The following is a 21088-nucleotide window of genomic DNA, read 5'->3' on the forward strand; positions in this document are numbered from 1 at the left end:
GAGTAATGCAGATTTCAGTGGAAAAATACGAAAAAGAATGTTTGAAAGAGATCTGTCACTTCGATATAACAACCTATGTAGCAACTTAAATAACCTGTGTTTTACAATCCCTTGCTGAAGTCTCTGTCATCTTTATCATCTATCTGTACGTCCACTATTAAACTTTGGAAACGTTCTGCAAAACTTTTAGTTTGAAATTCAAAGACTCCTTTTTGCTCATTAAAAATTGTCGTCGCTTGCTCATATTTTTCGCTTGTTAATTCAGATGTTTCATTGACTATTTCCCAAGCACGGTTTTTAATTTCGTAAGTTATTGTTTTCCATGTCACGGTAGGGCCAAAACCATCAAACATCATCTTATCTTCACGTAGAAAACCAAATTGAGAATCGTCCTTAAGCACGGTTAACAAAGCCTCTAAATCAGCAAGAGTTTCTCTTGTATTTACATAGTCAGCAATCAATCGACTTACTTGTGCCCGACGTACTCTAAGTTCGGAATCAGAATACTGTTCAATATCCTGGAGTAGGGAATCAAGATTATATTCTTTGGGAGGGATGTTGGGAAAATCAAGCATCACACAAAAATCAATAAGGTCAATATCATTTCTAGCTTTAAAAGGTAAGTTCATTCTGTCGCACATGTGTTGATTTTGTTTTGCCTTCGCGAGGCGTTGTATATCATCTAAGCCAGCCAACACCAGTAAACGTAATTGTTGTTCACGGCCTTTTTCAATATTTTCGCCTTCATCGTAAGGCGCTCGTTGGTAGCGTTTAAAATCAGGATGAGTCATGAGGGTTGTAAAACCTGAATCTAATCTTTTGATGGTAAAAGTATAGAGCTGTCTTAGTAAATCAAAACTAAACCGTTCATTTTCAGCTCTGCAATCAGAAAGTATTGAATCAAATTGGGCATAATCGTAATGGGTTGCGACAAAAACAAGAATATAAAGATATTGTAATTTATTATCTGCTAAGCTCTGATACTCTGGACTTGATAAAAGATCCAGTAAGCTGTCGCATTCACGAAGCCAATCATAGGGAATATCATCTTGAATACTGCTAAAAAGGAGGTCTTTCCCCTCATCAAATATTTGTTGTTCTCGTGGATAAGCGTTATTTTTATGGTATTCGCTAAACTGTTGCGTCGTTTGGTAGTGTAGAGCATCATTTTCTACTTTTAAAAATTCAAAGGGAAATTTAAGTTCAGGTTTATCAGCAGTCTTTTGTATAATAAAGCTGTTTATTTGGTTATTTTCGTTCCGTCCTATAACCAAATAGCCCTGCTCCTGCAAGAAAGGGATTAGGCTTTCTAAGTAATCCTCACATCCAGGAACCTTAAAACTATCGATGCATAGGGTTCCATTAACAGCGAGTGTTTGGTAAGCCTCAGTAATTGCACCAAGTGGATCAACGAAGTGTTTATAAGTTTGTCTTGAAACAATAAGGTTGAACTGGTTTTTTCGTAGATTTCAGCTAAACATTCTGCATTTTTAAATTGATGATATTCATCTGCCTGACGCAAGCTTGCTTTACGATACATGTCATTTGCTGCAAGACCATAAATTACTACACGATCACCAAACCTCTTTTTATTCTGCCGTTCAAACATAAAATTACCCGCACCTACATCTAATACTTTGACAGGAGATTGTTCCTTAATCTTTTTTTTAATAATATGAGAAGCACTTATTACAAGCCCCTCTGATTGAAAGCTATAGTTAGGGGCGCCAGTCTGCCAATAGAGATCTTCTGTGGCTGAGGCGATTGTTTGAAATTCTTTATCAATTAACGGATTAGCTTCTTTTGGTCTTACATAATATGGAGCTATTTCTGCGGGAACTGTATCGCGCTTAATCTTATCAGATTCATTTTCTTTATTACCAAATAATGAAAATCGGTCCGTAGGTTTTTTCATTCAATTTATCCACAAATATACTAGATATATTATAGTAAACGATAACATTTCTGCTTAATACGCTTGAGGTTTGGCCGGGATCCTGGTGTATCGACTCGTTTTTATTAAAAGCAGGGAAAGAAAAAAGTATGGACTTTCATCACGGTTAAGTGAACTCATTGGGTCCGACCAAAGACTCATAGAAATCATTCGGAATGCCAGTGCCACATTGATTCAGCATTCGGTGAAAAAGAGCTATTGATAATTGTACATGACAATATATGGCCCGCCTTAGAATGATTATTAACAAAGCTGATCCAACATTAATACATTGGCAACATCCTGAAAAATTAAAGGTTTTGAACACGATCTTGAAGAGTTAAAAAAATATTTTGCATCTGAATATAAATCCAAGGAAAAGCGGAATCAGATGGAACACCTGCCAATAACAGCAACTGCACATTTTTCTAAAGAATGGGCTTCTTTGGAAGTCTGAGCAGGCCAAAGAGAGATTTTATTCTTCAAATAGTATTGATACACATGTTTCTCATTTATATCCTGTTGTTTGGTTTTTTTTAGAACAGGATGATTGGCCAATGACTGTTTGGTTTAAGTAAGCCCAATCTGAGGTCATAGTGTCGTTTTTACTAACTTCCATACTGGCTATTCCAGTTTCTTGTATATTTTTGGGATTTACAAAAACGAAAACGAAATGGTGTTTCGCTTTGTTATAAATTCCTGTGCCAATCGAAGATACATTATCGCTGTAGGAACTTTTAACAGAATAAGTTTGTCCAGTTTTTTTAATTGTCATGATACCTTTATAAATCACTCCCGGGTGTTCTTTATCGGTACCCGAGCAGTTAAATGTGCCTTCTATGGAAGCGTCAGCATTTAGACTTAACATGAAAGCGGCAATTATAAGATAATTTTTCATGACTTTTCTCTTTAATGATAGGAGTGTTTTGTATGTGCACAGATTAACAAAAATTAGCAAAACACAAAACAATTAATTATCAGAGATAAAGAAAATAATATAATCCTCACATTAGCCATATTTTTTTTTAAAAAATCAATTAAGTTAGATCGTTATCTTAAAATTCAGATCAATATTTCTTTGAATTTCTATCCCCAATCACTTCACTTTGGTTGCTCTTGTCTAAAAAATAGCTAGTCAAAATAAGATATTGACATCCCTCTTATTCGATCATTAAATACCCATGCAAAATAAATTAAAGGCATATGTGCGGCTAAGTCGTGTAACTTACGATTTTTCCGATTAAGCAATGGTTGAGGGATCATATGGAAAATAAATACTCTAATACCTTAGTTGATATCCTCAATCAGAGGTCCGTGAACAACCCAGAGCAAATAGTTTACTCATTTCTCGGAACCGATACCCATACTTCTCTTTCCTATAGAAATTTAGCTAATAATTCAATCGGTATAGCGACACAATTAGTAGAATGCGCCGGTGCTGAAACACGCGTCATTCTTCTTTACCCATCTGGTCTTGATTTTATAAGTGCTTTATTTGCCTGTTTTTACGCAAAAATGATTGCTGTTCCGGTTTATTCACACAACCTGAATATTGAAAAACTTCTTCCCCGTTTAGTATCAGTAGTGCAAGACACTGATGCGAGAGTGATACTCACTACTTCTGCGATAGTGCAGGACAGACAAAGATTAATTGAACTTGCTCCTTGTTTGCGACAGGTAACCTTTATTGCTACCAATGAAATTAACCTAAGACATAATGAGGATTGGCAGCACCAGGAAATTGATCCGCGGTCCGTTGCCTTTCTTCAATATTCATCAGGTTCAACGGGCTCTCCTAAGGGCGTTATGGTAACGCATAAAAATCTCATGAGTAATGTGAAAATTATTCAAAAGTCTTTTGGTCTTGTTCCTCATCAGGGCGTAGTATCTTGGCTGCCACATTACCATGATATGGGACTTATTGGTAATATTCTTGGCGGTATGTACAGTCAAACTCCGTTGCATATGTTCTCTCCCATTGATTTTGTAAGAAAGCCATTACGTTGGTTGCAGCTCATTTCTTCTACACAATCTGTAGTTAGTGGTGGTCCTAATTTTGCCTATGAATTGTGTAATCAGCACATCAAAGCACATCAATGCGAACAACTGGATTTGAGTTGTTGGGAAGTTGCATATAATGGCGCAGAGATGGTGCGTGAAAGTACTCTCAAACGTTTTAATACTTTATTTGCTCCTTATGGATTTAAAGCTAAATCCTTCCATCCTTGTTACGGTCTTGCGGAAGCTACCTTGATGGTGGCCAGTTCTGATAAAAATGAGATTCATCGAGAACTAATTTTAGATCGAAAATCCTTATGCGACGGAGCTGTCAAGGAAATAGAACTTTCTATGGCTGCTATGGTTGTGGTAAGTAGTGGTCGTATTCAAGAAGGACAGAAGGTTGTTATTGTTGATCCCGAAAGCAAACTGGCTTGTGAATCACGAACGGTAGGTGAAATATGGATTAATGGTCCTTCAGTATGCAAAGGTTATTGGAACAAAGTTGAGGCAACCGAATTTACGTTTGGAGCTCGACTCAAGGGACAGGAAGACGCTTTTTTACGCACTGGTGATATGGGCTTTTTGGATGAGGATGGCTGGTTGTATGTAACAGGTCGTCTAAAAGATTTGATCATCATCAGAGGTCAAAATCATTCTCCTGAAGATATCGAAACGACAGTTATTGAAAGTCATCCATCAATAAATCGCAGTCGAGCCATTGCATTTAGTCTGGAGGAGGGCGCTCAGGAGCATCTGGCGGTATTAATAACTCAGCCAAAAAATGATGTTGGGGATGGCGTGGAAATTTTAGATGCCATTTACAAACAAGTGGCTGAAAAACATGATCTTAGCATCAAAGAATTACGCTTTATAAAGCGGGATAGTATTCCTTTGACCTCTAGTGGAAAGATTCGGCGCGCGGAATGCAAACGACTCTTTAATGAGGGGCAGTTTCAGTTTATCGATGTAACAAAAAAGCAAGAACCAAAACCCATACTTGGTGCTATATCTCTTCAAAATCAATCGACTGACACTCGTTTCGCTATCATATTAGGTAGTCTACAAAAAATGATGTCACAAGAGTTGGCTATGCCCCTGGAGCAAATTAATATACTTGCCCCATTGAACCTAATTGCGTTGGATAGCTTGTCAAAGGTTCGTATTCAACATGGTATACAAGAACTTACAGGGACTGAAATAGAGCCAGCGCTTCTTTTAAGTGATACTAATTTAATTGGATTAGCAAGGATAATTGCTGACGAGATGGAAGTAGCCCCCACGCTAAATGCCAACTCACAAGCAGGGGAGCAAAAACACTATCGATTATCCCAAGGTCAGTACTCTCTATTTTTTATGAATAAGCTGATTTCAGACAGCCCAGCTTATATTATATCGCGGGCTGTGACAGTGAAAAGTCCTCTCGTTCCGCAGGCCTTGGAGCAGGCATTTAAAAACCTGGTTAAGCGACATGTTTCCCTGCGCACTCGATTTATTGAACAGGATGATAAGCCCATCCAATCAGTGCTTAGTATCGAAGAATGTCCGATTAACCTTGTTTTTGTTGATGCGAGTAATTGGTCCGAATTAGAGCTTAAAGAGCAACTTGCGTATCAAGCGAATCAATGTATTGATTTAAGTTCAGGGATAATGGCCAGATTATCAGTTTTTAAGACTGGACAGGAACATGTGTTGCTGTTTAGCGTGCATCATATTGTTTCCGATCTTTCATCACTGACAATAATGGTAGCTGAACTGTGTGAGTTTTATTCTGCAGCCATTACTGGACAAGATCCCTCTTTGCCTTCTATTCAGGTTTATCCTAGTGATTACGTTCTCTATGAGGAGCAGTTATTAGGCTCTGAAAAGGCTGAGCGGATGCGTAGCTATTGGCAACAAGAATTATATGGTCATGATGAACCGCTTGAGCTTCCAACCGATAAATATCGTCCAGCGATCAAAAGCTATAAAGGTTCCACCAGCTCATTTATTATCCCGCAAGCCTTAACTCAAAAAATGCAACAATTCGCTGCTAACAAAGGAGTTACCCCCTACGTGGTTTTGGTTTCCGTGTATTTTATTTTGTTACATCGGTACACAGGAAAAACCAATGTTATAGTTGGCACGCCAATGGCTAATCGTATGGATGCCAAGTTTGCCAGGTTAGTATCTTATTTAGTAAATCCAGTGCCTTTGCGTGCTGATTTTTCTCAGCAATTAAGCTTTGATGATATTATTGAACAGATCAAACAGAAAACTCTTTCAGCTTCAGTCAATCAACAATACCCAATCACTAAAATAATTGAAGATTTGAAAATCCAACGGGATGCTAGTACCACGCCTTTATTCCAGGCTATGTTTAGCTATTTGAATCCAATGCTGGAAAATGATTTAGTAGCATTTGCCTTGGGCCAACCGGGTTGTCAATTACACTATAAACAATTAACACTCGAACCTTATCCTATTGAGAGTACAGGCGCACAGTTTGATTTGAATGTTGGTATGGCTGTGGTGAATGAGAGTATTGTCTCTTCCTGGGAATACAGTACTGATTTATTTGAATTAGCAAGCATTCAACGAATGCAGCACCATTTTCAATTCATATTGGAGCAGATGCTCAGCAATTCGCAACAAGCAATAGAAGCATTTTCATTGTTATCAACGGCAGAAAGGCAGCAAATCCTATGTGATTGGAATGCGACAAACGCTGCTTATGATTTAGAAAAGCCCCTTCATGTTTTATTTGAACAACAGGTTGAAAAGACCCCTGATGCTCTTGCTGTATTAGATAAAAACGAAATGCTTTCTTATGCACAGTTTAACAGACGAGTGAATCAATTAGCACATCATCTGATTGATTTGGGTGTTGGTCAGGGCAGCATTGTGGTAGTACAAATGCAGCGCTCCATAGAAATGCTGGTAGCACTTTATGCCATACTTAAAGCTGGCGGTGCTTATTTGCCACTTGATCCCGAATACCCAAAACAACATAGAGATTGGGTGTTAGTAGATGCACAACCGAAAGTGATCCTCACACAATCTATCCCTGATTGCGCTGATATGCCTGTAATTAATCCCAAGGTAGCGGTTGCTCCTGAACATACGGCTTACATCATTTATACCTCAGGTTCTACCGGAAAACCTAAAGGGGTGATGGTGCCGCATCGAGGAATTTGCAATCGTCTAATTTGGATGCAAGAAACTTATGAATTAAGTGCGGAAGATCGCGTACTACAAAAAACTCCTTATACGTTTGACGTGTCAGTTTGGGAGTTATTTTGGCCCCTTATGTCAGGTGCTTCTTTATATATAAGCGAACCCAATGGCCATAAAGATCCTTATTATTTAGCTTCCATAATACAACAACAGCAAATTAGCACCATTCACTTTGTGCCTTCTATGCTTAAACCTTTTGTTGATAATGAACAAGTCAGCGCATGTACGTCTTTAAAACGTATTTTCTGTAGTGGTGAAGCTTTAAATCCTGATTTAGCTCAGTTATGTCTTGATAGATTAAATGCAGATTTGCACAATTTGTATGGACCGACTGAAGCATCAGTGGATGTAAGCAGTTGGCACTGTCCGCGGCAGCAAAAAATTGAACGAGTATTTATTGGCAAACCCATTGCCAATATGCAGTTGTATTTATTAGATCAATTCATGCGCCCAGTGCCTATAGGGGTTCATGGCGAATTATATATTGGTGGAGTTGGATTGGCTCATGGCTATTTAAATCGCCCCGAACTTACTGCCGAACGTTTTGTTGATAATCCATTTTCAGCCCAGTCCAAATTATATAAAACCGGCGATCTTTGCCGTTATCAAGCTGACGGAACTATAGAGTATCTTGGCCGTATAGATAATCAGGTAAAAATACGGGGATTTCGCATTGAATTAGAAGAAGTTGAACTCGCACTATGTTCTCATCCCGGTATTTCTGAGGCGGTTGCAGTTGCAATTAAAGATGCTTTAGGAAATTCGCGTCTGGCAGTGTATTTTGTAGCGCCTGGTTCTGAAATACCAACTACTTCTGAATTAAGAGCTTATCTTGGTAAGCGTTTACCCGAGCATATGTTGCCTTCACTGTATGTGCCGCTGTCTTTCTTACCACGATTGTCCAACGGTAAATTAGATCGAAAGTCGCTGCCAAAACCTGACTCCATTCTGCGCACGGATGATCATAGAGTTTATTGTGCTCCACGGACGCCAACAGAACAGATGTTATGCTCACTGTATGAAGAATTATTGACCGTAGATCGGGTTGGTATTAACGATAACTTCTTTGATCTCGGTGGCGACTCTATCATGGGCTTACGAGCCGTAGCTAAAATTAGAGACTCCGGATTTGAAGTAAGCATTCAACAATTGTATTCCAATGCCACAGTTGCTGAAGTAGCCGCATTGATTAATAAGAATAAGCCGATTGAAAACAAGCCCCAAGAATTAACAGCTTTCAGTTTAGTCAGTCCTGAAGACGAAAAGGCTTTACCTGATAATATAGAAGATGCTTATCCTCTAAGCAAGATGCAGGAAGGATTAGTATTTCACAGTGAATTCAGTCCTGATTATGAAATCTATGTAATGGGAATGCATATTGGTTTGCGCTTTGATCAACATTGTTTGCACAAGTCACTTTCCATAATGACCATGCGTCATCCACTTTTGCGTACTGCGTTTGATCATTTGCACTACAGTGAACCACTGCAATTAGTTTATCCGAATGCACAAATTCCAGTGCGCATTATTGATACTCAGCATTTATCAATTGAAGATCAAGAGCATGAAATAGAACGTTTCATGCGAGAGGAAAAATGGCGTAAGTTTGATTGGTCTAAACCACCTTTCTTACGTCTGGCCATTCATAAACGCAGTGAACACACGAATCAGTTTACTTTCTGTCACCCATTATTTGATGGTTGGAGTATGGGTCTTCTGATCACCGAATTTTTCACTATTTATGGCTCTTTATTAAAGAAACAGGAAGTGCTTCTAGATCCAGCCCCCAATATAACCTATCGTGATTTTGTTGCTCTGGAGCAAAAGACAATAGGTTCAGACGACTCTTTAAGGTATTGGAAACGACTATTGGCCGATACAAGTCGGGGAGAATTGCCACGTTGGCCTGCGCATAGAAAATCGGGTCCAGGAATGCATATACGCCTTACAGTGAAGGTGGACTCAGCAACACTCTCTGGCTTGCAACAATTAGCTGCTGCCGCTGAAGTGCCTTTTAAAAGTGTTTTATTAGCGGCGCACATGAGGGTTGTTGGGATGTTGACAGGTCGCACTGATGTCACTACAGGGCTTCTTGTTAACGGTAGGCCTGAGGAATTAAATGCGGATAAAATTATTGGCATGTTTTTGAATACCGTACCTTTTAGCGTTCATTTACAGGGTAGAGATTGGATAGAGTTAGTCAAAGATACCTTCAATTCTGAGCGCGACATGCTTCCTCACCGCCGTTTCCCATTAGCCGAATTAGTGCGAACTTACGGTGGTGGTAAGCAACTGTTTGAGACCGCTTTCAACTACATTCATTTCCATGTATATAAAAGTCTTGAACAAGTACCTGATTTATCGGTTTTAGGATGGAAGAGTCCATCAGATCAAACTTATTTTCCTTTGACCGCCTATTTTCATTTGGATATCTCGCAAGCCAGTTCAGAATTATTGTTTTTCCTGGACGTGGATACTGGCGTTTTGGATCAACAGCAAATTGATAATTTGCAGCATTATTATTTGAATACGCTTAATTCTATGGCTGCAAATTTTTATGCACCTTACCAGCAGATTCCCTTATTGCCAGATAATGAAACTCATTTAGTAATTAAGGAGTGGAATAAGACTCAAGACCCTGTTGCAGAACAGCATCCATTTGTGCACCACAGGTTTTCTCAGCAAGCACAGCTTAATCCCAATAAAATTGCACTTACAGTTGCTGAAAAGCATCTGACCTATGGAGAGTTAGAACAACGGTCTAATTGTTTGGCCCATTTTTTAAGAAGTAAGGGTGTTGGCCCTAATGTACCAGTTGGTGTGTGTATCGATCGATCATCAGATCTTATTGTGGCCTTATTTGGTGTATTGAAAGCTGGGGGTGCTTATGTGCCACTTGATCCATTATATCCAAAAAATCGGTTGGCACATATGTTGGAGGACTCTCAAGCGCCCTTAGTGCTCACTCAAGATTTATTGACTGACAATTTACCTGAAGGTCAATTCCAGAAGGTATTTATAGATTCCAATTGGCCATTAATTAGTGAGCAATCTGATCTTGCTCCTGATGTTGCTCTTGTTGAGCAGGACTTGGCTTACATCATCTATACCTCAGGTTCAACAGGTACGCCAAAAGGCGTAGAAATTCCGCATCGTGCCTTGGGTAATTTCATAAGCTCAATAAAGCAAACTTTAAATTGGATTGCAGAGGACTCTTTACTCTCCGTCACTACGATCTCTTTTGATATCGCTGGGCTCGAGATTTATTTACCTTTGACAACGGGCGCTCAAGTTGTATTGGCATCACGTGAACTGACAATGGATGCTGTGAATTTAGCGAGGGTATTAACTCAGTCTGATATCACTACCATGCAGGCAACGCCCGCGACCTGGAGAATGTTATTAAGTAGTGGATGGACAGGTCGTGCAGGCCTTAGAGCCTTATGTGGTGGTGAACGAATGCCACAAGATCTTGCTCAGGATTTACTAGATCGAGGTTGTAGTTTGTGGAATATGTACGGTCCTACAGAAACAACTATTTGGTCGACTGTTTGGGAGGTTAAATCCGCAGAGGATGTAATTCCAATTGGCCGGCCAATAGCTAATACCTATACCTATGTTTTAGACGAATTTGGTCAACCAGTGCCAATAGGCGTTGCAGGAGAACTTTATATTGGCGGTCGAGGACTGGCTAATGGGTATCGTAATCTACCCGAATTAACAGCAGAACGATTCTGTGTTGATCCATTCGTTGCTGAGGCCGATGCATTAATGTATCGAACCGGTGATCTGGTGTGTTTTCGTCCTGATGGGGTATTAGAATATTTATCTCGGCTAGATCAACAAGTAAAAGTCCGTGGATTTAGAATTGAATTAGGTGAAGTTGAAACGGCTCTCAATGCCATTGAAGGAGTAGACAAGGGGGTCGTTAAAATAGTGGGTGATGGTTTTGGTGAAAATCATATTATTGCCTATTTGTTACAAAGCACGGAATTCACTTATAGCAATGCGGTCTTAAGATCTAAATTAATGGAGCGATTACCCGCCTATATGGTTCCTTCAAACTTTGTAGAAATGAAACAATTTCCGATGACATTGAATGGAAAAATTGATTATAACGCTTTGCCTGATCCTGTAGATATGCACCTAGAACACAGTGGACTCTATTCACCGCCTGAAAGTGATTTGCAGCATAAAATAGCTGGTATTTTTACTGAAGTATTACGCATGGAGAAGGTTGGCATTGATGACAATTTTTTTGATATGGGAGGGCATTCACTGTCCTTGGTTAGAGTCCATGTTCAACTTCAGGAATTACTGAAGAGAAAAATACCCATCGTCAAATTATTTGAACATGCAACTATTCGCAAAATTGCTGCCTTGTTTGAAACCGACGATGAGCAATCCATTACAGAACAAGCCAGTCAACGTGCTTTTGCTCGTCGTGGTTGGTTAGACAAGCAAAAGAATCGACGGAAAATAACCAATAAAATACCTGAACCTATTTCAGGCTAGGCGAGAGAAGATGAATAATATTGAAGACCATTTAATCCAGTACGGTATCGCAATAGTAGGAATGGCAGGTCGTTTTCCTGGTTCGAATAACATCGAGGAATTTTGGGAGAATATTAACAAGGGGATTGAGTCCATTAGCTTTTTTTCGGATGCAGAATTAGAGGCGGCTGGAGTACCCGAATCCTTACGTAAAAACCCTGATTATGTCGGCGCAAAAGGAATTGTTGATGATATAGCTGGTTTTGATGCAGGGTTTTTTAATATTTCACCACGGGAAGCGGAACTAATTGATCCTCAACAGCGTTTATTTTTAGAGTCTGCCTGGGAAGCCTTAGAGCAAGCTGGATATGATCCGGAAGTTTTTGCTGGACGAATAGGAGTGTTTGCCAGCGCCAGTAAAAATACCTATTTGTTATTTAATTTAATGTCTTGCCCTGAGTTGCATGAATCTTCTACTGCGATGCAAGTATTAATGGCCAATGAAAAAGACTATATCAGTACCAGAACCTCCTACAAATTGAATTTGCGTGGTCCAAGTATTACTGTGCAAACAGCATGTTCGAGTTCTTTGGTTTCCTTGCATCTTGCTTGCCAGAGTTTAATGTCTGGTGAGTGTGAAATGGCTATTGCTGGCGCTGCCGCTATCGATGTACCTCATAAGGCGGGTTATTTATATCACCCTGGCGGCATATTTTCCCCTGATGGACATTGTCGTGTTTTTGATGACAGTGCACGTGGAACCGTCTTTGGTCAAGGGGTTGCTGCTGTTTTGCTCAAACCATTAGCACAAGCTATTGAAGATAAAGATTTTATTCATGCTGTTATTCGTAGTTCAGCTATCAATAATGATGGGTCCAATAAAACGGGTTTTACAGCACCAGGTATCCAGGGACAGGCTGATGCGATTGCAGACGCAATAGAATTAGCAGGCATTGATGCGGCTACTATTTCCTTTGTTGAGGCACATGGAACTGGAACTTCATTGGGCGATCCTATCGAAGTTGAAGCTTTAAAATTAGCTTTTGAACAGTATACAGATGAGAAAAATTTCTGTGCTTTAGGATCTGTGAAAAGCAATATTGGTCATTTGAATGCAGCTTCTGGAATGGCCGGGCTTATTAAAACAACGCTTTCATTAGAGAAGGGCAGCATCCCACCCAGTTTGCATTTTGAGCGACCGAATCCTCATATTGATTTTGTGGATAGTCCTTTTTACGTCAGTCAAGGTGCATCTTTTAAACCCGGAAGCCCAAGACGAGCAAGTGTCAGTTCATTTGGAATTGGAGGTACAAATGCCCATGTTATTTTGGAACAAGCACCGGAATTAAACAATCAAAAACATGAGCAGCAATGTCAATTGCTTGTATTATCTGCAAGGTCGTTTAAAGCTTTAGAAGAAGCAAAAAAGCGATTGGGTACTTATCTATGCAAGCATAAACCAGAATTGCAAGATGTTGCCTTTACATTAGCATTAGGGCGTCGAGCATTTGCCTATCGTTGTTTTCTTGTCTGCCGTGATACCGATCATGCAGTTGAACTTTTGCTTGGTGACACCCATCAGCAGGTCCATAGCGCTGTTGTGGATCAATCAAAAGATCAGCAACAACAAGCGCATTGGAATAAGTCATCTGAAGATCGCGTCGCCATATTGCATGAATTGGGGAATCTTTGGTTAACGGGCTATAAACCCAATTGGTTGGAATTATACGATCAAGACCAGTGTCAACGCATACCATTGCCAACTTATCCTTTCGAACACAAACCCTATTGGATAGAACGACGTGAGCCGCAAGTGAGCGAGCTAATGCAAAGACCCCAGGTATTTAGTACTGTACAAGCCAGGATCACCGCAATTTTTGAAAAGCTCTTAGGTGTAGTTAATATTAAGTTAACGGATAATTTTTTTGAACTGGGTGGCGATTCTTTACTAGGCGTTGATTTAATTGCTTATGTTAAGGATGAATTTAAGTTGTCTATCCCCTTAAATGCATTATTTGCAACACCCACAGTTGCAGAAATAGTGCAGCTCATTGAGACTGCTCAGCAGCAGGGAGTTAAAGCAGCACTTGAAAATAGAACTAATGAGGCAGCTACGGATTTACATTTGGATAACTGCATTCAGCCTCCAACCGATTTTCATTATGATTCCGCATTTTCAAATACTCTAGTGACAGGTGCCACAGGATTTCTTGGAACATTTATAATTCAGGAATTGTTAGAAAAAACCAATGCAACTATTTATTGCTTGGTTCGGGCTGAGTCAATTGAAGAAGGCTTTGACCGACTTGAAGGTGGATTTAAACGATATGGATTAAATGGATTTGCAAAAAAAGATCGTTTACGCATACTCCTAGGTGATTTGTCGCAGCCCAATTTTGGTTTGCCAGAGCAACAGTATATGCAACTGGCAGAATGCATTTATTCTATTTATCATTGCGGCGCTAAATTAAGCTTCATTGATCCTTACCGAAATTTACGCAAAATTAATGTTCAAGGAACGCGCACTGCCATTGAATTTGCCTGCACCAAAAGAACAAAACATCTACATCATGTATCTTCGATTGCAGTTTATGATTCTGAGAATTATGTAGGTTTACCTCATGCCGATGAAACCCTGCCCTTGGAACACAGTCGAGGTTTTCATACTGGTTATGATGAAACCAAGTGGGTTTCGGAAATGCTGGTTGCCGAAGCACAGAAACGTGGCGTTCCTGTAACGGTTTATCGGCCTGGAAATATTTCCGGCGACAGTCGCACGGGAGCCTGCTCTGCAACGGATCTGGTTGGTATTATGATTCGAGGGTGTATTGAATTAGGATTTGCCCCTGATAACGATGCGTTTGTGGATGTGGTTCCCATTGATTACGTAAGTAGATCTTTAGTGCACTTGTCTTTGCAACCTACGGCGATCGGCGAAAAATACAATCTGGTTAATGCGACTCCTGCACGTTGGGTACAGTTTGTGCGTATGATTCAGGAAGTAGGCTATGCCGTTCGAACTGAATCTTTTAATGAGTGGTGTACTCGTTTAAGAGCAGAGAGCAGAAAAGACAGTACTAATCCACTAGTTCCACTTCTACCTACATTTGATGATCGACCATTGTTTTCTAATCGTTGCTACAGCGGTAAAAAATTGGCTGAGTGTTTACAAGTAACGGATATTCGTTGTCGTGCGATGGATACTGATTTATTTACTATTTATATAAATCATTTGGTAGCTAAGGGTGCATTGGTTCCAGCTGGGGAATAGGGAAGTTAATTTTTTATGTAAGCGTTCGCCGTGTTCTTACGATGATATGTGGTGAATGGTTACTTTTTATTAAGGCAAAAATATTATGAGTCACGGAATAGTACAAAGCATTATGTTTACAGGTAAGTTAATTGCACAAATGGAGAAAGAATTTGGTCCAAGTGTTATTGAACTTTCCAATGGTATTGTGCCGCAGGATCAGCGCCAAACCTGGTTGGATATAACAGCAGAAAATGCGGTAGATACCTACATAAAAAACATGCAGTTTACAGTCAATCTCCTGGAAACTTTAAAAAAGGAACACGGCCTGCGCGTTGCTGAAATTACCAGTGAGTTGATGTCTCAAGAAGAACAGATTCGTTGGTGTGCAGTAGCCAAACAAGAACAGGATCATTCTATCGAGCAGTTTATTCGCTTGGTTTGGGAACCTTTAATTCCTCTTGGGTTTAAATTTACTAAGGAAAAGCGTGTTGATGGGACGCAATTACACTGCACAGCTTGTCCAATACATGAGTTATCAAAAGTCATCGGTGGCGCTGAATGGTTGACCCTGTTGGAGTGTAATAAAGATCTACATAATGTACAAGGATTTAATCCCAAAATTGGCTTTACAAGAACTAAAACATTAATGAAGGGCGATTCTCATTGCAATCATTTTTATTACGAGAAAACAGAGACGCTTTAAATGTTTTTCTTAGTAATACTAAAGGATAATTAATTGAAAATAAGCATAGAACAACAAGCATCCATTGATCATTTATGCCAAGTGATACAATGTGAGACGATTTCTGAGCGAGCTAATGAAGTAAGCAATCCAGCTGCTTTTATAAAGTTGCATGAATTGCTATTCAGTACTTACCCGGCTGTATTCAAACAGATGGAAGTTCAGAAGTTCGGCGAATTTGCGCTCTTGTTGAAATGGCAGGGAAGCGATGAAGCCCTAGAACCTATGATGTTAATCGCACATCAAGATGTAGTGCCCATTCCTGAGGCTGAATATGAGCAATGGCAGTATCCACCTTTTTCAGGCGTGGTTGCTGATGGTTATATTTGTGGCCGTGGTGCCCTAGATATGAAATCCAGTTTGGTTGCTATATTGGAAGTTGTGAACCAGCTGATCCTTGATTCATTCCAACTCAAAAGAACGGTGTATATTTATCTTGGTGATGATGAGGAAGTTGGGGGACCTACTGCCCATAAAGCTGCCCAATGGATGCAGTCAGAACATATTCGACTGGACTACATCATTGATGAGGGAGGCGTTATATTGGATAAAATGATGCCTAATATTAATCAGCCTATTTGTCTGATTGGTCTTGGTCAAAAAGGTATGTTAAATCTGGAGTTAACAGTAACTGGCGAAAGTGGTCATTCTGCCAAGCCACCACAAACAACGCCTATTGATATTTTAGGTGCGGCTATTGCCAAACTGAAACTTCATGACATGCCCGTGCGCAGCGATTCTTTGGTGTATCCCTTATTTAAGAAATTAGCAGCCTATATGCCATTGATGCAGCGATTTTTTCTCAATAATTTATGGCTGTTTAAACCGCTGGTTACAGCCAAATTGGTTAAAAACCCTTTGATGAATGCGATGATGCGAACCACCGCAGCACCCACCCTTTTTCATGCTGGATTTAAAACCAATGTCCTTCCTGAAATAGCCACAGCAGTGATTAATTACCGGCTATACCCGGGAGATACTCCCGAAGATGTAGTGGCTCATGTTGAGTCCTTACTAAAAAATTCTGGTGTTGGTATTAAAGTTCTGGACGCCTTTAATGCACCAAAGATGTCTGTGACTGACTCTGCTTCATTTAAGATCATCGAAAAAACAATACGAACTATTAATGGAGAAGAAGTGATTGTGGCGCCGGCTCTAACCATAGGAGGCACCGACGGACGGCACTTTGCAGACCTGGCAAATAATACGTATCACTTTTTACATACCCGCGGAACTATGGATGATTTCAAAGGTTATCATGGGATAAATGAGCGTATTTCCACAAAGAATTTTTTGAATAGTATTCACTTTTATCATCAGCTGATTATCAATTCTCAGGAACAATATGGATAAATTATTTACTAATTTTACTGAAGACTTCATGATTCCTTTACCAGAAACTGATCATCCAGCTGCTGTGTTGCTTGTAGTTCATGGAGCAGATGGAAGTGTAGCTTCGTTTTATGAATTAGCCAGGTTAGTGGGGATTCAGCTAATCGCAGTTAGTTATCAGCCTGATCACATTTTGGGGTGTTCCTCTATTGAGGAATTTGCGGCAGTTTATCTTAAGCATTTAACAGCTCAGTATCCAGATGTACCTATAATTCTTGCTGGTCATTCTTTCGGTGCTTTGGTCGCCTATGAAATGGCAGCATTATTGCAGGCACAACTCCAAAAACAAGTGTCGGTTTTTCTGCTTGATCCTAATTTACCATTAGCGATGAGAAACTATACCGCAGAAAGAATCTTAGAGCTGCGTGTATTGGCCAGTACTATATTTCCTCAACAGATCATAGAGCAGCATGATATCTATCATTGTGACGAGGCTCATTTATTAGAGTTACTGCATCGTTGTTTAAAGCCAAATCGGCTTGAAGCAATTTTATCAGCACGTAAGCATTGCTTGCGTGCACTTAGTAAATTTGTTTATCGCGAGCATCCAGGTGTGAATGCACATATGATTCATGCTGGCGAGAAACTCGGCTACGATTTTACCGATCAACATACCAAAGTTATTCCCACTGGCTCTGTAGTGAGAGGTAATCATTTCACTATGCTGCATAGTCCCAATGTAGAGGACATAGCCAGCATTATTAATTCACATTTAGGGCAGTATTTATGAATCAAGAATATATAGGAAAAGTCCCTCACCATTTATTTGAGCAACAGGTAAGTGGTTTTGCAGATGCAGTAGCAGTATTCACTGAAAACCAAAGTCTGACTTATGCTGAATTAAATCGTAAATCAAATCAATTGGCGCATTATTTAATTGAAACTTTAGGGATACGCCCTGGAGACACCATTGGCGTGTGCACGGATCATGAACCGGATAGGGTATTGTCTCTTATTGCCATTAATAAGGCCGGGGCAACTTATGTACCCATTGATCCGTTTTATCCGGCTGATTTGATTAATTACATGACCAATAAGATAGGTTGCAAATTTATATTGGTTAATCGTCCAGAACTGGTGCAAAAAGAATCTGAATTAAGCGCAAGATTAGTGCAGTTAACAACAGTGGATTATGGTCATTATTCAATAAAGAATCCAGACCTTGCAGTTTCGATTCACGATGCCATGTATATCATTTTTACTTCAGGCTCGACTGGTCGTCCTAAAGCCGTGGCTGTATCTTATAGTGCTGCGTACAATCATTTTGTCTGGGTAATGGATTATACGCAATTTAGTACAGCAGACATCTGGTTGCAGACCATCAATCCGTCTTTTGATCCATCCATGCATGAATTAATGGCGCCCTTAATGATCGGAGGAAGAATCGCATTGATTGGTGGGACCAGAAAGCTTGACAGTAGAGAAATTACAGATGCAATCATTCGTCTTCAAGCAACTCATATCACCACTGTACCGACTATGCTTACTTTACTGGTGGACACCCCCAATTTTTCACAATGCAGTAGCTTAAAACATGTCTGTGTGGGTGGTGAAGTATTTAGACCAGCTCTGGGTCAAAAGGCTATGTCTTTATTGCCCAATACCCAGTTTCATAATGTTTATGGTCCAACAGAAGCAACTATTATGGCTAGTGGCTGGAAAATCGTTGCGCCCGAAACAAGAGATGCACTGCCTATAGGTCCTGCTATTTATAATATGAAATTCTATATACAAACAGATGAAGGAAGGATTCGCGATATTACTCCTGGTGCAGAAGGGCAGTTATGTATTAGTGGGGTATCCTTGGCCAATGGATATGTGAATGATGAAATTTTAACCAATGAAAAATTTATTGCTAATCCTTTAGAACCGAACCCTGAGTCTTTATATCATCGTCTGTATTTTTCCGGGGATCGCGTTCGAGTGGATGAACAAGGGGAGATCTATTGCTTGGGTCGTCTTGATGATCAAGTGAAAATTAATGGTCAAAGGGTTGAGTTAGCAGAAATTGAGTATCAATTCTCTAGGTTTAAAGGTGTAAATGATGTCGCTGCTTTAATGATTGATGGGGATTTAAATGTGGTTCTTGCCACTAATGAACCGGAAAGTGCTCAAACATCATGGTTAGAGGCTATAAAAGCTCAAGCGATGAAAAAACTGTCACCAATAATGATTCCCAAGCGGATGAAAATCATTGAGTCTGTCCCAAAACAAGCCATTAGCGCCAAAGCCGATAGAAAAAAATTAATTGAAATTTTATCATTAAGTACTTGTGATTTGGAGCAGTTGAAACAAAAGCTTAGTTCAGACAAACCACTTGATATTGAAGAAATGCTCACCCAGATAATTAGGGAAATTATTAATCATGCTGATTCGTTAGATAATAGTTTGAGTTTTGCAGATATAGGTTTTGATTCTGTTGATTTGCAGATGCTTAGCTTAAGAGTAGGTAAGCAATTTAATTGTGATCTGCGCACGGAAGACTTGTTTGAATACTACACCATTGAAAAATTGTCAGATTTTATAAAAAGTCAGGCACTTGTAACAGTTGAATAGAGGTATTAACGCAATGAAAAAATATGATATTACGATTGTTGGTGGCGGTATTTCCGGTTTATACAGCGCTTATCAATTAAAAAAAGCCTATCCAGAGAAATCAATCGCTTTATTTGAATCACTTCCAATTTTGGGTGGTCGGATACAAACGGGCTCTTTTGCTGATGGTTTTTTTCAACCCGCTTATGGTGCATTGCGTATTGAGCCTGATTTTCAAACCGAGACTGATCGATTTGTGAAGGAATTAAAGATACAGGTTAAACCAATTGAACAAGGTGAGGCAACCTCTAGCTCTGTACCTAATCTGGATAAATTAACCGCTGAAGAAAGACAACTGATTTTGGATAATCCAGATAAAGGCGCAGATATTTTGCTGTTGGAATTGGGCATGCAAAAAATATTGGGTGATCAGTGGGATTTAAAAACGGATGATCTGGCTAATCCTCATCGTGACCAGTTAATTACGGAGTTAAGAAAATCCGCAGTATATAAGAATAAACCTTTATACCAACAAGGTGCCTGGAATGTCTTTAACGATGTTTTGTCGTATGAAGCAGTTGAGTTTTTCCGGGAAAAAGGCCCTTATTACAATATGAAAAATGACAATCAGAATGCTCTGGATTGGATTGTTTTTTTGCTGAGCTTTCGACAAATGAAACAAGCTTCTTATCTGCCTGTTGATGGGATGATTCAGTTTGTTAATACCATAGAAAAAGCAGTTGTTACATTAGGTGTGACTGTATATTTAAATCATCATTTAACCGAGATAAAACAACAAGACGAGCGTTTGGTATCTTTGAAGTTTGTTGAGTCGAATAAAACAGAGCTTAATTTAACGAGTGAACATGTAATCCTGGCTATTCCCCAATATTCTTTAAAAAAAATGTCTCAGTTTTTGCCAGGAACAATCAATATTTTGTTGGATAGCGTAATGCCCATACCCATTTTATGGGCAACAGCAACTATTAAAAATCCACCCTGGGGTAGAGATGCTCCCGCGACTAGCGGCGAAGGCGCTCCCTTTCGTGCTGGTCATCTTGAATATAAAGAATATAACGGTGAGCCTTATGGTTTGGCCATGTTTTATTGTGATGGTCCATGGCATCAATATTGGCGCAATTTTGTTGAAGATCCAGTGGATGATTTCCAAGGTTATCAATATTTGCCGCAGGTTAATAAAAATCTGCAATTGAAACATGAAATTGAAAAAACGATGCAGCAACATTTTAATTTGGCATCTCTCCCCTGCGTTGATGAATGGGGCATACGTGATTGGGGTAGGCCACCTTTTGGTGCAGGAGTTCACTTCTGGAAGGCGGGCGCTCAGTCTGGTTTGATTATGAATACCTTGAAGGCTTTTTCTTTGTCAGAACATTCTTGCTGCAAGAACATGCATATCTGTGGCGAGGCCTATTCACAATTTCAGGGTTTTTTTGAAGGTGCCATTCGCACTGCAAACTACGCCATAGATGCAATTAAACAATCTTATGCTGTTTTATAGGGG

At 39.7% G+C, this 21088-nt stretch carries 10 protein-coding genes; 7 read left to right on the forward strand and 3 right to left on the reverse strand.

Annotated features, from left to right (window positions below; translation table 11 throughout):
• Positions 1–101 precede the first annotated feature (101 nt).
• The 3 genes from Ldro_RS02985 to Ldro_RS02995 all read right to left on the reverse strand — a co-directional run bounded on the left by Ldro_RS02985 (position 102) and on the right by Ldro_RS02995 (position 2831).
• On the reverse strand, positions 102–1274 hold the full coding sequence (locus Ldro_RS02985) for a hypothetical protein (protein WP_131764383.1): 1173 nt from the start codon (positions 1272–1274) through the stop codon (positions 102–104).
• Positions 1275–1309: 35 nt separating this feature from the next.
• Positions 1310–1915, reverse strand: a complete 606-nt coding sequence (locus Ldro_RS02990) for a hypothetical protein (RefSeq protein WP_058494949.1) — start codon at positions 1913–1915, stop codon at positions 1310–1312.
• 526 nt (positions 1916–2441) lie between these two features.
• The gene (locus Ldro_RS02995) at positions 2442–2831 is read right to left on the reverse strand and encodes a hypothetical protein (protein WP_058494950.1); all 390 of its coding nucleotides are present in this window, start codon (positions 2829–2831) and stop codon (positions 2442–2444) included.
• Positions 2832–3196: 365 nt separating this feature from the next.
• Here Ldro_RS02995 and Ldro_RS03000 point away from each other — a divergent pair, with 365 nt between their 5' ends.
• The 7 genes from Ldro_RS03000 (at position 3197) to Ldro_RS03030 (ending at position 21085) form a co-directional block, all read left to right on the forward strand.
• Complete coding sequence (locus Ldro_RS03000) at positions 3197–11662, forward strand: non-ribosomal peptide synthetase (protein ID WP_058494951.1); 8466 nt, start codon at positions 3197–3199, stop codon at positions 11660–11662.
• Between the two features lie 10 nt (positions 11663–11672).
• Positions 11673–14912: a thioester reductase domain-containing protein gene (locus tag Ldro_RS03005; protein WP_058494952.1), complete on the forward strand. Its 3240-nt coding sequence runs from the start codon at positions 11673–11675 to the stop codon at positions 14910–14912.
• A gap of 85 nt (positions 14913–14997) precedes the next feature.
• Positions 14998–15597, forward strand: coding sequence for an L-2-amino-thiazoline-4-carboxylic acid hydrolase (locus Ldro_RS03010; protein ID WP_058494953.1), 600 nt, complete (start codon positions 14998–15000; stop codon positions 15595–15597).
• 33 nt (positions 15598–15630) lie between these two features.
• Positions 15631–16989 carry a M20/M25/M40 family metallo-hydrolase gene (locus Ldro_RS03015; RefSeq protein ID WP_058494954.1) on the forward strand — a complete coding sequence of 453 codons (1359 nt, stop codon included), beginning with the start codon at positions 15631–15633 and terminating at the stop codon, positions 16987–16989.
• Entirely contained in the window at positions 16982–17758 is a 777-nt protein-coding gene (locus Ldro_RS03020) for a thioesterase domain-containing protein (protein ID WP_058494955.1), read from the forward strand. Before Ldro_RS03015 ends, Ldro_RS03020 begins: the two co-directional genes overlap by 8 nt.
• A complete protein-coding gene (locus Ldro_RS03025; protein ID WP_058494956.1) occupies positions 17755–19584 on the forward strand; it encodes a non-ribosomal peptide synthetase in 1830 nt (609 codons plus the stop codon). The genes Ldro_RS03020 and Ldro_RS03025 overlap by 4 nt, the downstream gene beginning before the upstream one ends.
• A 13-nt stretch (positions 19585–19597) precedes the next feature.
• The gene (locus tag Ldro_RS03030) at positions 19598–21085 is read left to right on the forward strand and encodes a flavin monoamine oxidase family protein (protein ID WP_058494957.1); all 1488 of its coding nucleotides are present in this window, start codon (positions 19598–19600) and stop codon (positions 21083–21085) included.
• The last annotated feature ends 3 nt before the right edge of the window (positions 21086–21088 follow it).

Source organism: Legionella drozanskii LLAP-1 (genome assembly GCF_001467585.1).
Lineage (GTDB): Bacteria > Pseudomonadota > Gammaproteobacteria > Legionellales > Legionellaceae > Tatlockia > Tatlockia drozanskii.